At 64.4% G+C, this 18,963-nt stretch carries 17 protein-coding genes; 7 read left to right on the top strand and 10 right to left on the bottom strand.

What is annotated here, in order from left to right; genetic code table 11:
- Window positions 1-54 precede the first annotated feature (54 nt).
- Together ABHM97_RS13025 and ABHM97_RS13020 are read left to right on the top strand one after the other, a co-directional pair.
- The gene (locus ABHM97_RS13025; RefSeq protein ID WP_349471032.1) at window positions 55-1,773 is read left to right on the top strand and encodes an AMP-binding protein; all 1,719 of its coding nucleotides are present in this window, start codon (window positions 55-57) and stop codon (window positions 1,771-1,773) included.
- 25 nt (window positions 1,774-1,798) lie between these two features.
- A complete protein-coding gene (locus tag ABHM97_RS13020) occupies window positions 1,799-2,308 on the top strand; it encodes a MarR family winged helix-turn-helix transcriptional regulator (RefSeq protein ID WP_349471030.1) in 510 nt (169 codons plus the stop codon).
- Window positions 2,309-2,394: 86 nt separating this feature from the next.
- On the opposite strand, the gene ABHM97_RS13015 is transcribed toward ABHM97_RS13020, so the two are convergent.
- The 9 genes from ABHM97_RS13015 to ABHM97_RS12975 form a co-directional block, all read right to left on the bottom strand.
- Window positions 2,395-2,691 carry a DUF4190 domain-containing protein gene (locus tag ABHM97_RS13015; protein WP_349471028.1) on the bottom strand — a complete coding sequence of 99 codons (297 nt, stop codon included), beginning with the start codon at window positions 2,689-2,691 and terminating at the stop codon, window positions 2,395-2,397.
- A gap of 150 nt (window positions 2,692-2,841) precedes the next feature.
- Window positions 2,842-3,621 (bottom strand): enoyl-CoA hydratase, encoded by a 780-nt coding sequence (locus tag ABHM97_RS13010; protein WP_349471087.1) that lies wholly within the window; start codon window positions 3,619-3,621, stop codon window positions 2,842-2,844.
- Window positions 3,622-3,657: 36 nt separating this feature from the next.
- Window positions 3,658-4,581 carry a 3-hydroxyisobutyrate dehydrogenase gene (mmsB, locus tag ABHM97_RS13005; RefSeq protein WP_349471026.1) on the bottom strand — a complete coding sequence of 308 codons (924 nt, stop codon included), beginning with the start codon at window positions 4,579-4,581 and terminating at the stop codon, window positions 3,658-3,660.
- 47 nt (window positions 4,582-4,628) lie between these two features.
- A complete protein-coding gene (locus ABHM97_RS13000; RefSeq protein WP_349471024.1) occupies window positions 4,629-5,693 on the bottom strand; it encodes an enoyl-CoA hydratase/isomerase family protein in 1,065 nt (354 codons plus the stop codon).
- The gene (locus ABHM97_RS12995; RefSeq protein WP_257370104.1) at window positions 5,693-7,192 is read right to left on the bottom strand and encodes a CoA-acylating methylmalonate-semialdehyde dehydrogenase; all 1,500 of its coding nucleotides are present in this window, start codon (window positions 7,190-7,192) and stop codon (window positions 5,693-5,695) included. Before ABHM97_RS12995 ends, ABHM97_RS13000 begins: the two co-directional genes overlap by 1 nt.
- A 160-nt stretch (window positions 7,193-7,352) precedes the next feature.
- Window positions 7,353-8,744, bottom strand: a complete 1,392-nt coding sequence (locus ABHM97_RS12990; RefSeq protein WP_349471022.1) for a cryptochrome/photolyase family protein — start codon at window positions 8,742-8,744, stop codon at window positions 7,353-7,355.
- A gap of 93 nt (window positions 8,745-8,837) precedes the next feature.
- Window positions 8,838-9,179 (bottom strand): hypothetical protein, encoded by a 342-nt coding sequence (locus ABHM97_RS12985; RefSeq protein WP_349471020.1) that lies wholly within the window; start codon window positions 9,177-9,179, stop codon window positions 8,838-8,840.
- Between the two features lie 167 nt (window positions 9,180-9,346).
- On the bottom strand, window positions 9,347-10,768 hold the full coding sequence (locus ABHM97_RS12980) for a ferredoxin reductase (RefSeq protein ID WP_349471018.1): 1,422 nt from the start codon (window positions 10,766-10,768) through the stop codon (window positions 9,347-9,349).
- Window positions 10,765-12,069 (bottom strand): aromatic ring-hydroxylating oxygenase subunit alpha, encoded by a 1,305-nt coding sequence (locus tag ABHM97_RS12975; RefSeq protein WP_235521399.1) that lies wholly within the window; start codon window positions 12,067-12,069, stop codon window positions 10,765-10,767. The genes ABHM97_RS12980 and ABHM97_RS12975 overlap by 4 nt, the downstream gene beginning before the upstream one ends.
- Before the next feature lie 168 nt (window positions 12,070-12,237).
- On the opposite strand from ABHM97_RS12975, the gene ABHM97_RS12970 reads away from it, so the two are divergent.
- Window positions 12,238-13,170: a LysR family transcriptional regulator gene (locus ABHM97_RS12970; RefSeq protein ID WP_349471016.1), complete on the top strand. Its 933-nt coding sequence runs from the start codon at window positions 12,238-12,240 to the stop codon at window positions 13,168-13,170.
- On the opposite strand, the gene ABHM97_RS12965 is transcribed toward ABHM97_RS12970, so the two are convergent.
- On the bottom strand, window positions 13,167-13,847 hold the full coding sequence (locus ABHM97_RS12965; RefSeq protein WP_349471013.1) for a GntR family transcriptional regulator: 681 nt from the start codon (window positions 13,845-13,847) through the stop codon (window positions 13,167-13,169). The two genes, ABHM97_RS12970 and ABHM97_RS12965, sit on opposite strands and share 4 nt — an antisense overlap.
- 131 nt (window positions 13,848-13,978) lie before the next feature.
- Here ABHM97_RS12965 and purU point away from each other — a divergent pair, with 131 nt between their 5' ends.
- The 4 genes from purU to ABHM97_RS12945 are packed head-to-tail and all read left to right on the top strand — an operon-like array spanning window position 13,979 to window position 18,959.
- On the top strand, window positions 13,979-14,896 hold the full coding sequence (gene purU, locus ABHM97_RS12960; RefSeq protein WP_349471012.1) for a formyltetrahydrofolate deformylase: 918 nt from the start codon (window positions 13,979-13,981) through the stop codon (window positions 14,894-14,896).
- Between the two features lie 49 nt (window positions 14,897-14,945).
- On the top strand, window positions 14,946-17,438 hold the full coding sequence (locus tag ABHM97_RS12955) for a GcvT family protein (RefSeq protein ID WP_349471011.1): 2,493 nt from the start codon (window positions 14,946-14,948) through the stop codon (window positions 17,436-17,438).
- A gap of 10 nt (window positions 17,439-17,448) precedes the next feature.
- Entirely contained in the window at window positions 17,449-18,075 is a 627-nt protein-coding gene (locus ABHM97_RS12950; protein WP_349471009.1) for a cyclodeaminase/cyclohydrolase family protein, read from the top strand.
- Window positions 18,072-18,959 carry a bifunctional 5,10-methylenetetrahydrofolate dehydrogenase/5,10-methenyltetrahydrofolate cyclohydrolase gene (locus ABHM97_RS12945; protein WP_349471007.1) on the top strand — a complete coding sequence of 296 codons (888 nt, stop codon included), beginning with the start codon at window positions 18,072-18,074 and terminating at the stop codon, window positions 18,957-18,959. The genes ABHM97_RS12950 and ABHM97_RS12945 overlap by 4 nt, the downstream gene beginning before the upstream one ends.
- Window positions 18,960-18,963: the final 4 nt, after the last annotated feature.

Below are 18,963 nucleotides of genomic sequence, written 5' to 3'. Positions count from 1 at the left end.
TAGGCGGGGGCTGTGGCGAGGACGCCAGGCCAACCCCAAGGCGAAAGGCGGACTATGACAGTCACAGAAGACTTCCGTGCGGCCCGCGACCGGCTGCTGGAGCTGCGCGAGGACTACAAGCTGGCGCACGCAGAATTCCAGTGGCCACGCTTTGAATACTTCAACTTCGCCCTCGACTGGTTCGACCACATCGCTGCAGATGAGGCCAGGGGCTCCAAGCCGGCATTGGTGATCGTGGAACAGGACGGCAGTTCAACACGGCGCACCTACCGCGATCTGTCGGAGCGGTCCTCCCAGGTCGCCAACTGGCTTCGGAGCCAGGGGGTCAAGCGCGGCGACCATATGATCATCATGCTCGGCAACCAGGTGGAACTCTGGGAACTCATGTTGGCCGGCATCAAGCTGGGCATCGTCATGATCCCCACCACCACCCTCATGGGCGCCCGCGACCTCCAGGACCGGGTGGAGCGCGGCGGGGCGGCCTGGGTCGCCGTCGGAAGCGCAAACATCGGCAAGTTCGAATCCGTACAGGGTGATTACACCCTGATCGAGGTCGGCGCGGAAGGCAGCAACGGGCAGGCCAAACAGTACGCTGACTCGTACGACGCCGACACCGGCTTCACGCCCGACGCCCCCACCCGCGCCGATGAAACGCTGCTCCTCTACTTCACCTCCGGCACCACCTCGCGGGCCAAGCTGGTGGAGCACACGCACACCTCTTACCCGGTGGGCCATCTGTCCACCATGTACTGGATCGGCCTTGAACCCGGCGATGTCCACCTCAACGTCGCATCCCCAGGCTGGGCCAAGCACGCCTGGTCCAATGTCTTCACGCCATGGATTGCCGAGGCCTGCGTCTTCATCTACAACTACGACCGCTTCGACGCTGCGGCCCTCATGAACCAGATGGGCCGCGAGGGCGTCACGAGTTTCTGCGCTCCCCCAACGGTGTGGCGGATGCTCATCCAAGCCGACCTCACGCAGCTCACCAACCCGCCCAGCAAGGTGGTTTCGGCTGGCGAGCCCCTGAACGCCGAAGTGATTGGCCAGGTGGAAAAGGCCTGGGGCGTGACCATCCGCGACGGTTTCGGCCAAACGGAGTCCACGGTCCAAATCGCCAATACGCCTGCCCAGGCAGTCAAGATCGGTTCCATGGGACGGCCGCTGCCCGGCTACGACGTGGTGCTGGTTGACCCGGTCACCGGGCAGGAAGCCGACGACGGCGAACTCTGCCTGCGTTTGGACCCCCGGCCCGTGGGGCTCATGAAAAGCTACTTCGGGGACGAAGCGAAAACCGCCGAAGCCTTCCGTGACGGCTACTATCACACCGGCGACATGGCCAGCCGGGACGCGGACGGCGTCATCACCTACGTCGGCCGGGACGATGATGTCTTCAAGTCTTCGGACTACCGTCTGTCGCCTTTCGAACTCGAAAGCGTCCTGATCGAGCACCCCGCAGTGGCGGAGGCCGCCGTCGTGCCTTCACCTGACGCGGTAAAGCTATCGGTTCCGAAGGCTTTTGTGGTCCTGGCGGCCGGCTACGAACCCGGCCCCGGCGTCGCAGAGGACATCCTCCGCTACTGCCGCGAGCATCTGGCCCCGTTCAAGCGCATCCGACGACTCGAATTCGGTGAGCTGCCCAAAACAATCTCGGGCAAGATCCGCCGTGTGGAGCTGCGCGGGACGGAAGTGGCCCGGCATGGCGACGGTCCGCTGCCGGCAGGTTTGGGCGTGGAGTACACCGAGGAAGAGTTCCCGAATCTGAAAGACTAGCCAACCAAGCAACCGAAGGAGGCCTATGGGCACCCCACTCCCCCGCGATCCCATTGCCGATGCCCAGCGCAACTGGGAACGGCATGGTTGGGGCGATGTCGCCGCGCCCATGGCAGCCATCACCGCGATCATGCGGACCCAGCAAATCCTGCTGGCACGCATCGAGACGGTCCTCAAGCCCTTCGGGCTGACCTTCGCGCGCTACGAGCTGCTGGCGCTGCTCAGTTTCGCCCGGAGCGGCGCGCTGCCCATGAACAAAGCCAGCGAACTCCTGCAGGTCCACCCGACGTCGGTGACCAACGCCGTCGACCGTCTCGAAAAGGCCGCCCTGGTGGCCCGTTCACCGCACCCGACCGACGGCCGCACCACACTGATCGAGCTCACCGCTGATGGCCGCAGTCTGGCGAAGAAGGCGACGGCGGCGCTCAACGCCGAGGTTTTCGGCAAGTCCGGTTTCGGGGACGACGACGTCGATCACCTCATCCGCGTCCTGGGCACCTTCCGCAGGGATGCCGGGGATTTCACCGAGGACTAGCGTCAGGTCAGCGCCCAGTGAGGGGCGACATCCCACCCCAAAGCCCCCAACGAGAGTGCCGAAAGGTCGCCCCTCGGCGGCCGGCGCTAGGACGCTGCGGAGGTGACGGCGAAGATCAGCGCGGAGCCGAGGGAAAGGATTCCGATGCCGTAGCCGACAACCAGGGCTGCAATGGCGAACCCACGTCCCCGTTCGCCACGCTCCTGTATCTGGTTCAGGGCTACGTGGCCTGCACCCACGACAAAGATCGCGATGACAGCCATGCCGGCGAAGAACAGGCCGACGATCGCGAGCACGGCCATGGCTGCGGCCACGATGGCCTGGCGGTTGACCGGCTGCAAGGACGTATCAGCTGGCACGGTGTGAACGATCTCCGTTGACATGTTCTCTCCCCATTCGTAAGTGCCCCGAGTCTATCCACGCTGCACCCAAATACCGGGCAGCCCCGCCTGTGGCGTCCGAGGACGTTGCCGGCCCGCTACTCCGTGGTTGGCCAACGACGGAGTAGCGGGCCGGCGACGGGGAGTCACTGGTTACCGGTGCTTGAATTCCGGCTGGCGCTTCTCGCTGAACGCGGCCATGCCTTCCTTCTGGTCCTCGGTGGCGAACAGCGAGTGGAACACCCTGCGTTCGAACACGACTCCCTGGGCCAGGCCCATCTCGAAGGCCGCATTGACCGCTTCCTTGGCAACCATCGCAGCTGGCTTCGATTTGGATGCGATGGCCTCGGCTGCCTTCAGGGCTTCGTCCACCACCTCGGCTGCGGGCACGACACGCGAGACCAGCCCGGAACGTTCGGCTTCCTCCGCATCCATGAAACGGCCGGTCAGGACCATATCCATGGCCTTGGCTTTGCCCACGGCGCGTGTCAGCCGCTGCGAGCCACCCATGCCGGGGATTACTCCCAGGTTGATTTCCGGCTGGCCGAACTTGGCATTGTCTCCGGCGATGATGAAGTCGGCCATCATGGCCAGCTCGCATCCCCCGCCCAGGGCAAACCCGGATACAGCGGCGATGACCGGGATCCGCAGCCGTGTGAGGTCCTCCCAGTGCCGGAACCAGTCTGCGGCATACATCTCCATGTAGCTCTTGGAGGACATTTCCTTGATGTCGGCGCCGGCAGCGAAGGCCTTGATGGAGCCGGCAATCACCACGGCGCCGATATCGGGATCGCTGTCCATGTCCCGCACCGCGGAAACGAGTTCGTTCATGAGTGCCGTGTTCAGCGCATTCAATGCCGAGGGCCGGTTCAAGGTCACCAACCCGACCCGTCCCTGCCGTTCCACCACGATGTTCTGGTACTGCTCCGTCATGCGCTCCCTCTCGCTAATGCTCATCAGGCCAGACTCTCACACAGACTTTTCGCGGATATCGGTGATGATGCCCGAGAAATCCCTGCCGGCACCCTCCCCGGCCGCGAAGGCGTCGTAGATCCGGGAAGCCAGTGGCCCCATTTCCGCGGCAACGCCCGTGCTTTCCAGCGCGTTCAGAGCGAGCCGCAGGTCCTTGGCCATCAAGGCTCCAGCGAAACCGGGTTGGTAGTCACGGTTGGCGGGGCTCGTGGGGACAGGTCCGGGAACGGGACAGTTGGTGGTCAGCGCCCAGCATTGCCCGGACGCGTTGGAAGCAACATCGAACAACGCCTGATGCGTCAGGCCCAGCTTCTCCCCCAGGACGAACGCCTCGGCAACAGCAATCATGGACACCCCCAGGATCATGTTGTTGCAGACTTTCGCAGCCTGCCCGGCACCATGATCGCCACAGTGGACAATCCTCTTTCCCATCAACTCCAGAATGGGCTTCACGGTCTCGAAATCCTCGGCAAGCGCACCCACCATGAAGGTCAGCGTCCCCGCTTCGGCGCCCACCACACCGCCGGAGACCGGGGCATCCACGGAACGGTGGCCGGCTTCCACCGCGATCGCCGCAGCTTCGCGGGCCTCATCGACGTTGATGGTTGAACAGTCCAGGAACAGGGTGTCCGGGCGTGCGACGGCCAACAAGCCGGGCCCTCCGACACCCCGGTAAGCGTCCAGGACGTGCTTCCCGCTGGGCAGCATGGTCAACACCACGGAGGCCTCCGCCACGGCCTCCGCCGGGGTGGCCGCCATGGGTATGCCGTGTGCTGCAGCTGCCTCGACGGCCGCCGGAACCGGGTCGTAACCGATGACGTCATGCCCGGCCTTGATCAGGTTGGCAGCCATCGGCCCACCCATATGGCCGAGTCCCAGGAAAGCGATGCGTCCCGTTGCCGATTCTGCGTTATCTGTCATGTCGTCTCCTTCAAAATGGCTGCTGGACACTGTCTGCTCACTGCTGCCTACTTCGCTTGGGCCGCCACGCTGGCGAGCCCCAGTTCGCGTTCGCCAAGCGGCGCGAAGTAGCTTTCGACGTCGGACCGCTGGACTTCTGCGAGAGTCGGCGGTTTCCACTGCGGGTTGCGGTCCTTGTCCACCACCTGCGCACGGATGCCTTCGCGGAAGTCGGGGCCAGCCAGGCAGCGAAGCCCCACCCGGTACTCCTGGTCCAGCGCTTCCTCGAGGGACAACCCCCGGACCCGCCGCAGCGACTCGAGCGCCACCTTCACCGACGTCGGCGACTTCGCCTCGATGGTGTCCGCCGCGGCAGCAGCTTCAGCACCCGCAGAGCGCAGGCTCCGGACGATCTCTTCGGCGTCGTCATGGGCGTAGGCTGCGTCGATCCACCCCTGCTGGGCCGCCAGTGGCGAGTCCGGAGCGGCTTGGGCGAAGCGTTCGACGGCGGCCGCCGCCGTCGAGCTTTCGAGCGCTTCCGCCAGCGCGGGGAGACTGTCGGACGGGACGAAGTGGTCCGCGAGCCCAAGGAACAGGGCGTCCGCACCGGACAGGTGCGCGCCTGTCAGCGCCGCGTGGGTCCCGGTCTCCCCCGGCGATCGTGACAGCAACAGGGTGCCGCCGACGTCGGGCACGAACCCAATGGTGGTTTCCGGCATACCGGTGCGGGTCCGTTCGGTCACCACACGCACCGAACCGTGCGCCGAAACACCCACCCCGCCGCCCAGTACCAGCCCGTCCATGAAGGCGACATACGGCTTGGGATACTGCGAGATCAGCGCGTTCAGGCGGTATTCGTCGGCCCAGAACGCTGCTGTTTCCGTCCCGCCGTGGAGCATGTCCTTGTAGATGGCCACGATGTCGCCGCCGGCGCACAACCCGCGGTCGCCGGCTCCGCGCACCAAAACTGTGGCGACGGCGTCGTCGTCAGCCCAGTCGGTGAGCTGCTGGAGCATGGCCTTCACCATCCCGGCATTCAACGCGTTGACTGCCTTGGGGCGGTTGAGCGTGACGATGCCGAGGTGCCCACGGCGCTCAAACAGGACGTCTTCTTCCGTCTCCGCCAACCCCATCAGCTGCCTGCCGGCATCACGAAGCTGGCGCCCTGGCGGATGCCGGAGGGCCACCGCGACGTCACGGTCTTGGTCTTGGTGTAGAAACGGAAAGCGTCGGCGCCGTGCTGGTTCAGGTCACCGAAGCCGGAGGCCTTCCAGCCGCCGAAGGTGTAGTAGGCAATGGGCACGGGAATGGGGACGTTGATGCCCACCATGCCCACCTCGACGCGGCTGGCGAAGTCGCGCGCGGAGTCGCCGTCGCGGGTGAAGATTGCGACGCCGTTACCGAACTCGTGCTCGCTGCAGAGCCTGAGCGCTTCGTCGTAGTCAGCCGCCCGCAGCACGCTGAGAACGGGCCCGAAGATCTCTTCCTTGTAGATTTTCATGTCCTTGGTGACGTTGTCGAAGAGTGTGGGGCCAACCCAGAAGCCGCCGTCGTACCCGTCCACCGTGAGGCCGCGACCATCGGTGACCAAGGTGGCGCCCTCGTCCACGCCGGACTGGATGTAACCTTCGATCCTCTCCTTCGCGGACGCAGCCACCACGGGCCCGAAGTCCGAGTCCTTGTCCAGGCTGTGGCCAACCTTCAGGTCCTTGACGCGCTCAGTCAGTTTGGCCACCAACGCATCGGCGGTTTCCTGCCCAACCGGCACCGCCACGGAGATCGCCATGCAGCGTTCCCCTGCGGAACCGTACCCGGCACCAATGAGGGCGTCGGCTGCCATGTCCAGGTCGGCGTCGGGCATGATCACCATGTGGTTCTTGGCCCCGCCGAAGCACTGTGCCCGCTTGCCGTGCGCCGCGGCCGTGGCGTAGATGTACTGGGCGATCGGCGTGGAGCCCACGAAGCCGATAGCCTTCACGCGGGGATCCTCGAGCAGCGCGTCCACGGCTTCTTTGTCGCCGTTGATCACGTTGAACACGCCGTTGGGAACGCCTGCTTCGCTGTACAGCTCTGCCAGGCGCAGCGGCACGGAAGGATCGCGCTCGGACGGCTTAAGGATGAACGCATTACCGGCTGCGAGCGCCGGGCCGGACTTCCAGAGTGGAATCATTGCCGGGAAGTTGAAGGGGGTGATGCCCGCAACCACACCCAATGGCTGGCGCAGCGAATGGACATCGATCCCTTGGCCGGCGTTGTCCGAGAACTCGCCCTTGAGCAGATGCGGAGCACCTGCCGAGAACTCCACTACCTCGATGCCGCGCTGGATATCGCCCTTGGCGTCCGCGAACGTCTTGCCGTGCTCGGAGGACAGGAGCTTGGCCAGCTCATCCATGTTTTCGTTGACCAGGTCCACGAACTTGAGCAGGATGCGTCCCCGGCGTTGCGGGTTCATGGCCGCCCATTCGAGCTGGCCCTTCTCGGCATTTGCGACGGCGTCGCGGACCTCGCCAGCGCTGGCCAGCGGGAGCCGGGCCTGGACTTCGCCCGTGCAGGGATCGTAGACATCGCTGAACCGGCCGGACGTCCCGTCGATCCTCTGGCCGTCTACGTAGTGTGAAAGCTCGCGCACCATGGTGGAATGCTCCTTTGCATCGTGAATGACTGCCGTGCCTCCGGGTCTGGGACCCAGGCGGGGAACACGTGACCAACTGTGATCCAGGTCATCTCTGAACCCGAATATACTCGGACTTCCTACTAATTTCCAGAGGGCCGTTTTCCGGGTGTGGCCGCCCCTAGTGGACTTCCTTCATCCCCTTGTAGGCCTCCAGCGCTTCCGCCCGGGTGGTCTTGAGATCCACGATCCCGTCCGGGTAGTCCGGCGTGCCGAACTCGGGAATCCAGTGGGCAATGTACTTCCCCTGGGGATCGAACTTGACGCGTTGGGCCTCCGGGTTGAAGATCCGGAAGAACGGGGAAGCGTCCGCTCCGGAGCCGGCCACCCACTGCCAGTTGGCGGGGTTCGACGCCGGGTCGGCATCCACCAGGGTGTCCCAGAACCACTGCTCCCCCAGTTGCCAATGGATTCCAAGGTTCTTCACCAGGAAGCTGGCAGCAACCATGCGGACCCTGTTGTGCATCCAGCCGGTGTGCCACAGTTGCCTCTGCCCGGCGTCAACCATGGGGAAACCGGTGCGGCCCTTCTGCCAGGCGCGGAACTCCTCAGGGGCGGACTCGTGGCCCGGGTGCTTGCCGCCGCTGCCGTTGGAGCCGGGCCAGGCCCAAGGGAAGCGGTCAAATTCGGTGCGCAGGTTGGCCGTGGCCAGGTGTGGATTGTGGAAGTACTGGTGCCAGCAGAACTCCCGCCACCCCAACTCAGACGCGTAGATCGAAGCACTTTCGGAGCGCCGGGAGCCCAGTGCGTGCCACACCTGGAAGGGGCTCAGCTCACCCCAGCGCAGATACGGTGACAGGCAGCTGCTGCCATCGGTATCGGGACGGTTGCGGCCCTCGCTGTAGTTGGAAAGTCCCTTGTCCACGAATGCCGCCAAGCGCTTGTGCCCGGCGGCGGCCCCGGGCGTCCACATCTCCGCCAGCCCTCCGGCCCAGTCGGGCTTTTTGGGCAGCAAGGACCACGATTCGAGGTCATCGTAGGCCGGCAGCTCGCCGCCGAAGCCATGGCCCTTCTGGGGAACAGCCAGGGGCTCACGGAATTCCTGCGCGGAAATCGTCCGCCAAAACGGTGTGAAGACCTTGTACTGGCCACCGGTCTTAGTGGTGACCTCCCACGGCTCGTGGAGCAGCGAGGCCTGAAAACTTGAGACGTGCAGTCCGGCCTCGCCCGCCCACGACTTGATGCCGGCGTCGACTGTTCGCTCGGCGGAACCGTAACGGCGGTTCCAGTACAACGCGCCGGCACCGATCGCCGTCGTCGTTTTCCGGACAACCTCAGCGGCCGATCCGCGGCGCAGCAGCAGAGGAATGCCAAGGTTGGCAAGGTCTTCCCGGAGCGCCGTGAGCGAGTGGTGCAGCCACCACCTCGCGGCACCACCGTGGGGGCGGATGCCGGGCGATTCTTCGTCGAGGACGTACAGCGCAACGGCTTCACCGTCGTCGACGGCGGCACGTAACGCCGGGTTGTCGGCCACACGGAGATCGTCACGGAACCAAACGACGGAAGGCTTCACATCTTTCCTCTCAGTGGGCGACCGGAAAATGGGAACAGCCCATGCCCCTATCAAATCCTAGGGGCATGGGCTGTTCGAGCTGTTAAGCCGGGGTCAGGCGATGGAAGCGACGTCTTCCTGCTCCATGACTTCCTGCACGGCAATGTCGGTGGCGGTTTCGGTCCACATCGGTACGGAGTTGACCACGTAGTCACGTGCTGCTGCGCCAACCATGCTCATACCCGGGTAGACCCGCTGGCCGTTTTCCTTGACCTGCTTCAATCCTTCAAGGGCAACGGCTGTCTTGAATGCGGAGTCGGGAATGGGGACTTTGCGGCCGAGAACGCACCAACTGATGTACAGGCCGTAGAGTGTGTCAAAGTCCAGGCCCTTCTCAGTGTCGTCCTCGAACACCACGGAGTCGCGCAAGAATTGGCTAATTTGGGTGTCGGTCATTTCTTGGGGCCTCTTCTTAGAGAAGTAAGGGCCGCCGGGCTGCATCAGCGAATGTCCTATTTGCCTACTATAGCCCTCTTCCGGCTGCCCGGAAGAGGAAAGCAGATTAACTCTTGGCGTCGGGCATCCTCTGAGGGGTCATCATCGGAGCCACGAACTTGGAACGGTCAGGCATCAATCACCAAGTCCGATTGTGCAGTGGAGCAGCAGGGCAGGAACTTGCCGGCATCGATTTCCCTTTTCCGGATACCGCCCTGGTGGTTCATCTCGATGTCGCCCGAGAGCTTGACCACCTTGCAGGAACCACACATGCCTTCCTTGCAATTCGCGCCGATCCTGACACCTGCGCGCTGGGCCACCTCAAGGATGTGCTCGGTCGGGTCGATCCGCACGTTGATGCCCGTGCGCATGAAGGACAACGTGAGGCTTCCCGTTCCAACCGTGTCAAAGCTCGAAGCATCAGGTGTTGCAGCCTCGGGCGCGGCACCTGCGGCGGAACCGCCGTCGTCCGCTTCGGAAGCCGCGTCCCCGGCGTCGAGGGTTTCCAGGGTGAGCCCGGACGCTTCCATCGTGCCGTCGGCATCGTATCCGGGCTCGTAGAGACCGAAGGCAGCCGGCTGGCTCTCAAAGTAGTCCTCGGCCGAATCGGCGATCTCATCCGCGATTTCCTCGGCAATGTCAGCCGCAATCGCCAGCTCTGCCTGGTACTCCAGGAGTGTCTGGCGGTCGCCGGTAAAGAATTCCATGTAAATGGACGTGTCATCGACGCCCACCTTGTTCAGGAGCTCCGTGGCTGTATTCAGGTAACCCTCCGGACCGCAGGCGTACACCTGCCTGCCGTTGGCATCAGGGGCCACCTGGTCCAGCATGGCCGCCGTCAGCCTCCCGGTGAAGCCTTCCCAGCCGTCGGGCTTGCTGCGGTCGCCCAGGGAGTAGAAAACCCGGATCCGCGAGTCCACGGAGGCGATATAGGCCAGCTCCCGGTGGAAGGCGAAGCCGCCAGCTTCCGCCCCGTGGTAAAGGACAACGACGTCGGCATGGCCGGGCAGCGAATGGATGGTCCGCACCATGGACATGATCGGCGTGATGCCTGCGCCGGCGGCCAGCAGCAGGTAACGGGCGCGTCGGTCGGCGTCGGGCAGGTGGAAGGCTCCCACGGGACCGAGCATCTCCAGCACTGTGCCGGGCTTGACGTTTTCATGCACCCACGGCGAAACCAGCCCACCGGCGTCGCGCTTGACGCTGATGCTGAACGTCCAGGGCTCGGTGGGGGAACTGGACAGCGAGTAACTGCGGTCCACCGGATCCTGGTCTTCGCCATTCACCGGGAACGCGACGTTGACGTACTGCCCGGCGCGGAATGCCAAGGGCGCACCATCGCAGCGTCGGAATACGAAGGTCATGAGTCCGCCCGCTTCAGGAACGGTCTCCACGCATTCAGCCATGAACTCCTGCGGATGCCACGGACCCAGCGCACGGGCGGCACGGGCTGGCGCCTCAGCACTTCCCATCACCCTGTTCCACGGCATCTCGAGGCCGCGGATGCGCTGGGGCTCCTGGATGGCCGTCTCAGTGAGGAGTTCCATCACGCCAGGTGCTCCTGGACGCGCTGTACGTACCAGTTGATGAAGGCCTCAACCTGGTACTCGCTCTTCATGTACGGGCCGGGTTCGTAGGCGGGGCTGCCGGCGCCTGTCTGGCAGAGCTCCACGAATGCCTTGTCCTGCAGGTTGGTCTGCTTCCAGGTGTAGGTCAGCTTGTCCAGGTCATAGTCCACGCCTTCTACGGCATCATCCGCTACCAGCCAGGTGGTGCGGACCAGGGACTGGTGTTCGTTGATCGGGAAGACGCCGAACGTGATCACGTGGTCGCCCAGGAAGTGGAACCAGCTGTTGGGCTGCAGGTGCATCGAGCAGCGGCCCAGACGGAAGTCCGGCAGGTCGCCGAGCAGCTTCTTGGAGAGCCGGCGGCCGTCGGCCGAGAACGATTCGCCCTCCCCGTCCAGGGATTCACGCGAGATGCGGATACCGGCGATACGGGTGTCGAGCTCCTCGACCACCTCGTAGGGCAGGCCGTAACGGCGGCAGCGCTCCTCGAGGGAGGACTGTGCTTCCTTGTTGCGGTCCCACACTTCCTCGAGGTGCGCCGGGATCAGGCCCTCAGTGAGGCCCCAGGTGGGGAACAGTGAGCACGCGAGTTCCGGGTGGCCGTCGCAGTGGTAGCACTCACGGTTGTTCTCCATGACCAGCTTCCAGTTGCCCTCTTCGATGATGTTCTGCTGGTAGGCAATCTTCGTCTTGGACAGATCGTGGGGCGCCAGGTAGGGCTCGAAGATCTTGGCGGTCTCGTCAAAGTCGGTGGGCGGTTCGTCGGCGATGCAAACAAAGATGAGTCCGGCCACTTCGCGGCTGTGGGCGCGCTTGAGGGCGAAACAGTTCTTGTCGAACTTGGCCTCGCCGGGTGCCGATGCGTGGATCAGGTTGCCCTCGGGCGAGTAGGTCCAGGAGTGGTAGCCGCACACCAGGTTTCCCGTGGACCCGGTGGACTCGGTCAGGACGCGGGCACCGCGGTGGCGGCACACGTTGTGCAGGACGTTGACGCCGCCGTCGTCGTTGCGCAGGACGATCAGGGAGTAGGGGCCGTAATCCACCGTGATGTAGTCGCCGGGCTCCGGCAACTCGGCAACGCTACCGGCAAAGATCCAGTGCTGCCCGAAGATGGCTTCCATGTCGATCTTGAAGATCGTGGAGTCCGTGTAGAAGGGGGCGTCCAGGGAGTACCCCGGGCGGCGGAACTCGAACAGCTCCGAAATTTCAGCGAGCTGCTCGGCGGGCAAGGTGGAAACGAGTTTCCCGCGTGATTTGAGGGGTGAGTTCACTGGAGCAGTCATGGGGTTCCTCCCGGGAGGCTAAATAAGTACGTGTTTGGGGATGCCGCCGGTGCTTCTTTGCGCCGGGCGTTGTCGAAGTCTTCGTAGTACGAGATTAGGGACCATCGACCTGCAACAAAAGCGCAATATTTAGGAGATAACTCTGCACATTCGGTGCATGATGGGTGCATGATCGATCCACGGCTGATAACCCTCCGGGTTTTTGCCCGCTGCGGCACAGTTGGGGCCACCGCGGAACTCACCGGCTACTCTCCCTCCGCGGTTTCCGCCCAGCTGCGCGAGCTCCAGCGCATGCTGGGGATGCAACTGCTCACCAAGGACGGCAGGGGCGTGCGCCTGACGGCCACAGGGCGCTTCCTCGTCTCCGGCTCGGACACCCTGATCGCGGATTGGGAGAACCTGCGGGCCGCTGCCATGAAGGCCGGCGACCAGGTCCAGTCCCACTTTGGCCTCGGCGGATTTTCGACGGCGGCAGCCCAGTTGCTCGCGCCGCTGGCCGCAACGCTGCGCTCAACACGGCCCCTCCTGGAGGTGCAGGTACTGGAGGCCAACCCCTCACGCTGCTTCGACCTGCTGGTGGCGGAGCGGATCGACCTCGCGGTCATTGTTGCCATGCAGTCCGACAACTACGGCGAGGACGATCCCCGCTTCGAGCAAACGGTCCTGCTTGACGACCCCCTGGACGTGATCATTCCGGCAGACCACCCGCTGGCGGCCCGCGCAACGGTGACCCTGGAAGAACTGGCATCGGAGCCCTGGATCACCGAGGCGGCGGGCTCCACGTATCACTCACTGTTCACTGCGGCCTTCACCGCGGTCGGAGTGACGCCACGGATCGCCCATGAGGCCGTTGAATGGGAGACCCAGATCGCGTTTGTAGGCGCGGGGCTTGGCGTCGGTCTTTTGCCCCGCCTGGCGCCCCTGCACGGTGCCGAAAACGTGGTCCGGTTACGCATTACCGGGAAGGGCAAGCCCGCACGCCGCATCGTCGCTGCGGTGCGAAGGGGAAGCATCGGCTCGCCCCTGATCAAGGAGTCGCTGGACATCCTCCAGAGGACGGCGCAGCACATCCTCACGGCCCGGCCCGAGGATGAGGCCTAAGCCGCGAACAATGCCTGACGGACGGCGCGCTCGAATCCATTGACGTGGACCCTGGCGAGCTCGGCAGCTTCATCTTCATTGCCGTCGATCACGGCTTTCAGGAGATCCAGATGCTCGCGGACGTGATGTTCGAGATCCGGCAAGCGGTCCAGCACCATGCACCAGATGCGCGTAGCCAGGTTGTCGTAACGGATCAGGATGTCTTCCAGGTGCGGGTTCGCAGCCGCCGCGTAGATGCCCTGGTGGACGCTTGCGTCGAGCCGTAGCGTCTCCACTACCGAGGCGGCGCTGACATCGAAATCCTCCACAGCCCGCATCACGCTGCGTAGTTGGTCCCGGGTGGCAGCCGACGCGACGCGCGCCGCCCTGGCTGCGGCAAGGGGCTCCAGCTGCGCCCGAATTTCGGAGATGAAAGCAAGATCGGTTACCTCCACACGGGTGGCGAATGTTCCGCGCCGCGGGTAGGTAATCACCAGGCGGTCCAGTTCCAAGCGCTTCAGGGCTTCCCGAACAGGAGTGCGCCCGACTTCCAGTTCCTTGGCGAGTTGCTCATCGTTGAGGATGTCCCCGGGTTTGATTTCGAGCATCAGGAGTCGATCACGCAGCCGTTCATAGGCCACATCAGCCAGCGATTTCCTGGTGGCGTCGCCGATGCTTGCAAGAGTTCCAGTTGCCAACGCGCCAACTCCTTTTTCAAGAACGGGAAATCTATTGACCTGCCTTGGACACCAGTATACGCTGATTTCCAATCCTAATATATCAGTTCATGTCCCAAGAATATATCTAGGCAAACATCCCAGGAGGACCCATGACCCTCGTAGCTTCAGACCCCCACCTCAGCACTTTTCCGGCTGAAAGCGGCCAGCTCAATGACGAGCAGGCGCAGAAGTTCGTACTCACACTGTCGTGCGTCGAACAGCCCGGCATCGTGCAGGCAGTCACCACCTTCCTCTTCGACCGGGGCTTCAACATCGAAGAACACCAGCAGTTCGACGATAGCCTGCGCCAGACCCTGCACCTCCGCACGGCCTTCTCCGGCGCCAAGACCTTCACACCGGAACAGCTTGAGGACGAGTTCCGCTCCATCGCGGATCGCTTCGACATGAAGTTCAGCTTCCACGGCGAAACCAAGCAGCGGGTCCTGGTGATGGTCTCCAAGTTTGGCCACTGCCTCAACGACCTCATCTTCCGCTGGCGCGGAGGCAGCCTTGGCGGCGAGCTGGTGGCAGTTGTCTCCAACCACGAGACGCACCGCGCCATGGCCGAGGCAGCGGGTCTGCCCTTCATCCACGTTCCCGTCACCGCGGACACCAAGGCTGAAGCGGAGCAGAGGCTCCTGGACCTGGTGGACGAATACGAGGCCGACCTCGTGGTCCTGGCCCGCTACATGCAGGTCCTCTCCGACGATCTGTGCCGTAAGCTCGAGGGCCGTGCGATCAACATCCACCACTCCTTCCTGCCCGGCTTCAAGGGTGCCCGCCCCTACCACCAGGCCTATGACCGCGGAGTGAAGCAGGTGGGTGCAACAGCCCACTACGTCACTGCGGAACTGGACGAGGGCCCCATCATCGAGCAGGAAGTCATCCGCGTGGACCACAGCTACGGTCCCAATGCCCTCGCCACCGTGGGCCAGGATGCAGAAGCCCTTGCGCTTTCCCGTGCCGTCCGCTGGCACTGCGAACACCGGGTCCTCCTTGACCAGACCAGCACGGTCGTCTTCCGCTAACCAGCCCGCCCCAGCCCCAGCCCCACGAACTTCAGCAGGAGAATTTTCCATGGCAACCACGCCTCGCATTGTCATCATCGGAGCCGGGATCGTCGGCACCAACCTCGCCGACGAACTCGTCACCCGTGGTTGGAACAACATCACCGTCCTGGACCAGGGACCACTGAACATGCCCGGCGGCTCCACCTCGCACGCGCCGGGCCTGGTCTTCCAGACAAACCCCTCCAAGTCCATGGCACTCTTCGCCAAGTACACGGTGGAAAAGCTCCTGTCCCTCACGGAGGACGGCCAGAGCTGCTTTAACCAGGTGGGCGGGCTTGAAGTTGCCACCACCGAAACCCGTTTGGCGGACCTCAAGCGCAAGCTCGGCTATGCGCAGGCGTGGGGCATCGACGGCAAGATCCTCTCCCGTGAAGAGTGCAAGGAGCTTTACCCGCTCATCAACGAGGAAGACATCCTCGGCGGACTCCATGTACCCACCGACGGCCTGGCCTTGGCCGCCCGCGCCGTCCAGTTGCTCATCAAGCGCACCGAAGCCGCCGGCGTGAAGTACATCGGCAACACCGAGGTGACCGGAATCGAGCAGTCCAACCGCCGCGTCACCGGCGTCGAAACTGCCGACGGCGTGATCCCGGCGGACATTGTGGTGTCCTGCGCCGGCTTCTGGGGCGCCAAGGTGGGCGAGCTGATCGGCATGTCCGTTCCGCTCCTGCCGCTGGCCCACCAGTACGTCAAGACCACGCCGGTCCCCGCACAGAAGGGCAAGAACGAGCTCCCCAACGGCGCCCGGCTGCCCATTCTGCGCCACCAGGACCAGGACCTTTACTACCGCGAACACGGCGAGCGCTACGGCATCGGCTCCTACGCGCACCGCCCCATGCCCGTGGACCTGGACGAACTCGGCAGCTACGAGCCCAGCAGCATCAGCGAACACAACATGCCGTCGCGCCTGGACTTCACCCTGGAAGACTTCCTTCCCGCCTGGGAGGCAACCAAGCAGATCCTTCCGGCATTGCGCGAAAGCGAAATCGAGGACGGCTTCAACGGCATCTTCTCCTTCACCCCGGACGGCGGCTCCCTGGTGGGCGAGTCCAAGGAAGTGGATGGTTTCTTCGTTGCCGAGGCCGTGTGGGTCACCCACTCCGCCGGCATCGCCCGCGCGGTGGCAGAGCTCCTGGTTGACGGAAAGTCCAAGATCGATCTTGGCGATTGCGACATCCACCGCTTCGAAGAGGTCCAGCTCACGCCGGAGTACGTCAGCGAAACGTCCCAGCAGAACTTCGTGGAAATCTACGATGTCCTGCACCCGCTCCAGCCCAAGCTCTCCCCCCGCAACCTCCGCGTCAGCCCCTTCCACGCCCGCCACAAGCAGCTTGGTGGCTTCTTCCTGGAAGGCGCCGGCTGGGAACGCCCGTACTGGTTCGAGGCGAACGCCGAACTGCTCAAGGAAATGCCGGACGAGTGGCAGCCGCCGGCCCGTGATGCCTGGTCCGGGATGTTCAGCTCCCCTATCGCTGCGGCTGAGGCGTGGAAGACACGCACCGCTGTTGCCATGTACGACATGACGCCGCTGAAGCGCCTGGAAGTTTCGGGCCCCGGAGCCCTGAAGCTGCTGCAGGAACTGACCACCGGCGACCTCGCCAAGAAGCCCGGTGCCGTCACCTACACCCTGCTCCTGGACGAAGCCGGCGGCATCCGAAGCGACATCACTGTTGCCCGCCTGGATGAGGAGACGTTCCAGCTGGGTGCCAACGGCAACATCGACACCGCCTACTTTGAGCGCGCGGCCCGCCACCAGACGGCCAGCGGCAGTGCCAGCGACTGGGTCCAGGTCCGCGACACCACCGGCGGCACCTGCTGCATCGGCCTGTGGGGGCCCCTTGCCCGCGACCTCATCAGCACCGTCAGCAGCGACGACTTCACCAATGACGGGCTGAAGTACTTCCGTGCCAAGAAGGTCACCATCGGCGGCGTCACCGTCACGGCCATGCGTTTGTCCTACGTTGGCGAACTCGGCTGGGAGCTCTACACCAGCGCGGACAACGGCCAGCGGCTGTGGGACGCGTTGTGGAAGGCCGGCCAGCCGTTCGGCGTCATCGCCGCGGGCCGCGCAGCTTTCAGCTCCCTGCGACTGGAAAAGGGCTACCGTTCCTGGGGCACGGACATGACCACCGAGCACGACCCTTTCGAAGCCGGCCTCGGTTTCGCCGTGAAGATGACCAAGGAGAACTTCATCGGCAAGGCGGCCCTGGAAGGACGCACGGAGGAAGGCTCTGCCCGCCGCTTGCGCTGCTTGACCGTCGACGACGGCAGGAGCCTCGTGCTGGGCAAGGAACCGGTGTTCTACAAGGACCAGGCGGTGGGTTACGTGACCAGCGCGGCCTTCGGCTACACGGTCCGCAAGCCGATCGCCTACGCCTACCTGCCTGCGACCGTCTCGCTGGGAGACTCGGTGGAAATCGAATACTTCGGCCGCCGTATCCAGGCGACCGTCACCGAGGACCCGCTGTACGACCCCACCATGAGCCGGCTCCGCGGCTAGAACACGTCCCATGATCAGCTCAGAAACCATTCAGAACTACCTCGCCAGGCTCGCCGCCCTCCAGCCCACACCGGGCGGCGGGGCGGCTGCCGCGCTGCACGCAGCCCAGGGGGCGGCTCTGGTTGCCATGGTGGCCAGGTACACCACGGGGGCCAAGTTCGAGCAGCACGCCGAGCTCGTCGCACGGGTCACCGCCGCAGCCGACCACTTGGTAGAAGAGGCCCTGCGCCTTGCCGACGCCGATGAACACGCCTTCCAGGCGGTCATCGACTCCTACAAGCTCCCGTCCGACACGGACGAACTGAAGGGTGCACGCAAGGCAGCCATCCAGGCCGCCCTGGTGCAGGCAGCCCAAACCCCCGCGCAGCTCATCCGGGTTGCCGGCGACGTAGTGGAACTCGCCAGCGACCTCCTGGACGCGGCGAACCCCAACGTCATCAGCGATGTTGCCGCAGCAGCGGATGCAGCCCGTGCCGCAGCCACGACAGCACGCGTCAACATCGACATCAACGTGGTGGCCATCAAGGACCCCGCTGCCCGCGCCCAGCTGGCCCGGGAGACCGACGGGCTTGAAGACAAAGTGGTCCTGGCGGCCGATTCCCTGGTCAAGCGCGTCCGCGAAAGGATTCTCTCGTGAGCACCAATGTGCTTTCCGGCAAGAAACTGGCCACACTCGTCCAGCAAAAGGCCCAGGAACTGGCGCAGGTCCTGGAAAACAGCGGGCGCCATCCTGTCCTCGCCGTGGTTGTGGCCACGGACGACGAATCAACGCTCTGGTACGTCCGGTCCATTGAACGCGTGGCTGAACGACTGGGCATTGGATGCAGGATTATCGATCTTGGGCCCGAAGCCACCGAACACGTCCTGGCCAGCGTCCTGGAGGACCTCAGCGCCGAACCGTCGGTCAATGGAATCATCCTGCAAACGCCGCTGCCGGTGGGGGTGAAAGCTGATGCCTTGGTAGGGCTCATCGCTCCAGAAAAGGACATCGACGGCGCCAATCCCCTCAGCCTCGGCCGCCTCGCCGTCGGCCAACCCGCCTTCGCCCCGGCAACGGCGCAGGCCGTGGTTGAACTCCTGGAACACTTCCAGGTGCCCATCGCGGGCCGGAACGTGGCCGTCGTCGGGCGTTCCGCGGTGGTGGGCAAGCCGCTGGCGCTGCTGCTGTTGGAGCGGGACGCCACCGTCACCGTCTGCCATTCCAAGTCGGGGCCGCTGGAACGCTACACCCAGCCGGCCGACGTCGTGGTTGTTGCCGCGGGCCGGGCCGGACTGCTCAAAGGCAACCACCTCTCGCCGGAGACGGTAGTGGTCGACGTCGGAACCAACGTCCTGCCCGACGGCTCCCTGGTGGGCGACGTCGACGAGGCGAGCGTCAGCGGCGTCGCAGCGGCCTTGACCCCTGTTCCAGGTGGCGTAGGCTCAGTGACCACCGCGCTGTTGCTGCTGCACACTGTCGAAGCCGCGCGCCGGCAGGAACCCGCCCAACTGGCCGCCGCGACGTCTGCTGCCCGGACCTGAAGGG

Origin of the sequence: Paenarthrobacter sp. CAP02, assembly GCF_040137855.1 — a bacterium.
Lineage (GTDB): Bacteria > Actinomycetota > Actinomycetes > Actinomycetales > Micrococcaceae > Arthrobacter.
Note: the sequence above shows the minus strand (reverse complement) of the source record. Positions and strands in the feature narration are given on the sequence as shown.

Excerpts from the sequence above, each read along its gene's own strand:
- purU (WP_349471012.1), top strand. The coding sequence starts at position 13,979 with ATGACCCTCGTAGCTTCAGACCCCCACCTCAGCACTTTTCCGGCTGAA.
- ABHM97_RS12950 (WP_349471009.1), top strand. The coding sequence starts at position 17,449 with ATGATCAGCTCAGAAACCATTCAGAACTACCTCGCCAGGCTCGCCGCC.
- ABHM97_RS12975 (WP_235521399.1), bottom strand. The coding sequence starts at position 12,069 with ATGACTGCTCCAGTGAACTCACCCCTCAAATCACGCGGGAAACTCGTT.
- ABHM97_RS12995 (WP_257370104.1), bottom strand. The coding sequence starts at position 7,192 with ATGGTGCGCGAGCTTTCACACTACGTAGACGGCCAGAGGATCGACGGG.
- ABHM97_RS13025 (WP_349471032.1), top strand. The coding sequence starts at position 55 with ATGACAGTCACAGAAGACTTCCGTGCGGCCCGCGACCGGCTGCTGGAG.
- ABHM97_RS12970 (WP_349471016.1), top strand. The coding sequence starts at position 12,238 with ATGATCGATCCACGGCTGATAACCCTCCGGGTTTTTGCCCGCTGCGGC.
- mmsB (WP_349471026.1), bottom strand. The coding sequence starts at position 4,581 with ATGACAGATAACGCAGAATCGGCAACGGGACGCATCGCTTTCCTGGGA.
- ABHM97_RS12955 (WP_349471011.1), top strand. The coding sequence starts at position 14,946 with ATGGCAACCACGCCTCGCATTGTCATCATCGGAGCCGGGATCGTCGGC.
- ABHM97_RS13000 (WP_349471024.1), bottom strand. The coding sequence starts at position 5,693 with ATGGGGTTGGCGGAGACGGAAGAAGACGTCCTGTTTGAGCGCCGTGGG.
- ABHM97_RS13010 (WP_349471087.1), bottom strand. The coding sequence starts at position 3,621 with ATGACGGAGCAGTACCAGAACATCGTGGTGGAACGGCAGGGACGGGTC.
- ABHM97_RS12985 (WP_349471020.1), bottom strand. The coding sequence starts at position 9,179 with ATGACCGACACCCAAATTAGCCAATTCTTGCGCGACTCCGTGGTGTTC.
- ABHM97_RS13015 (WP_349471028.1), bottom strand. The coding sequence starts at position 2,691 with ATGTCAACGGAGATCGTTCACACCGTGCCAGCTGATACGTCCTTGCAG.
- ABHM97_RS13020 (WP_349471030.1), top strand. The coding sequence starts at position 1,799 with ATGGGCACCCCACTCCCCCGCGATCCCATTGCCGATGCCCAGCGCAAC.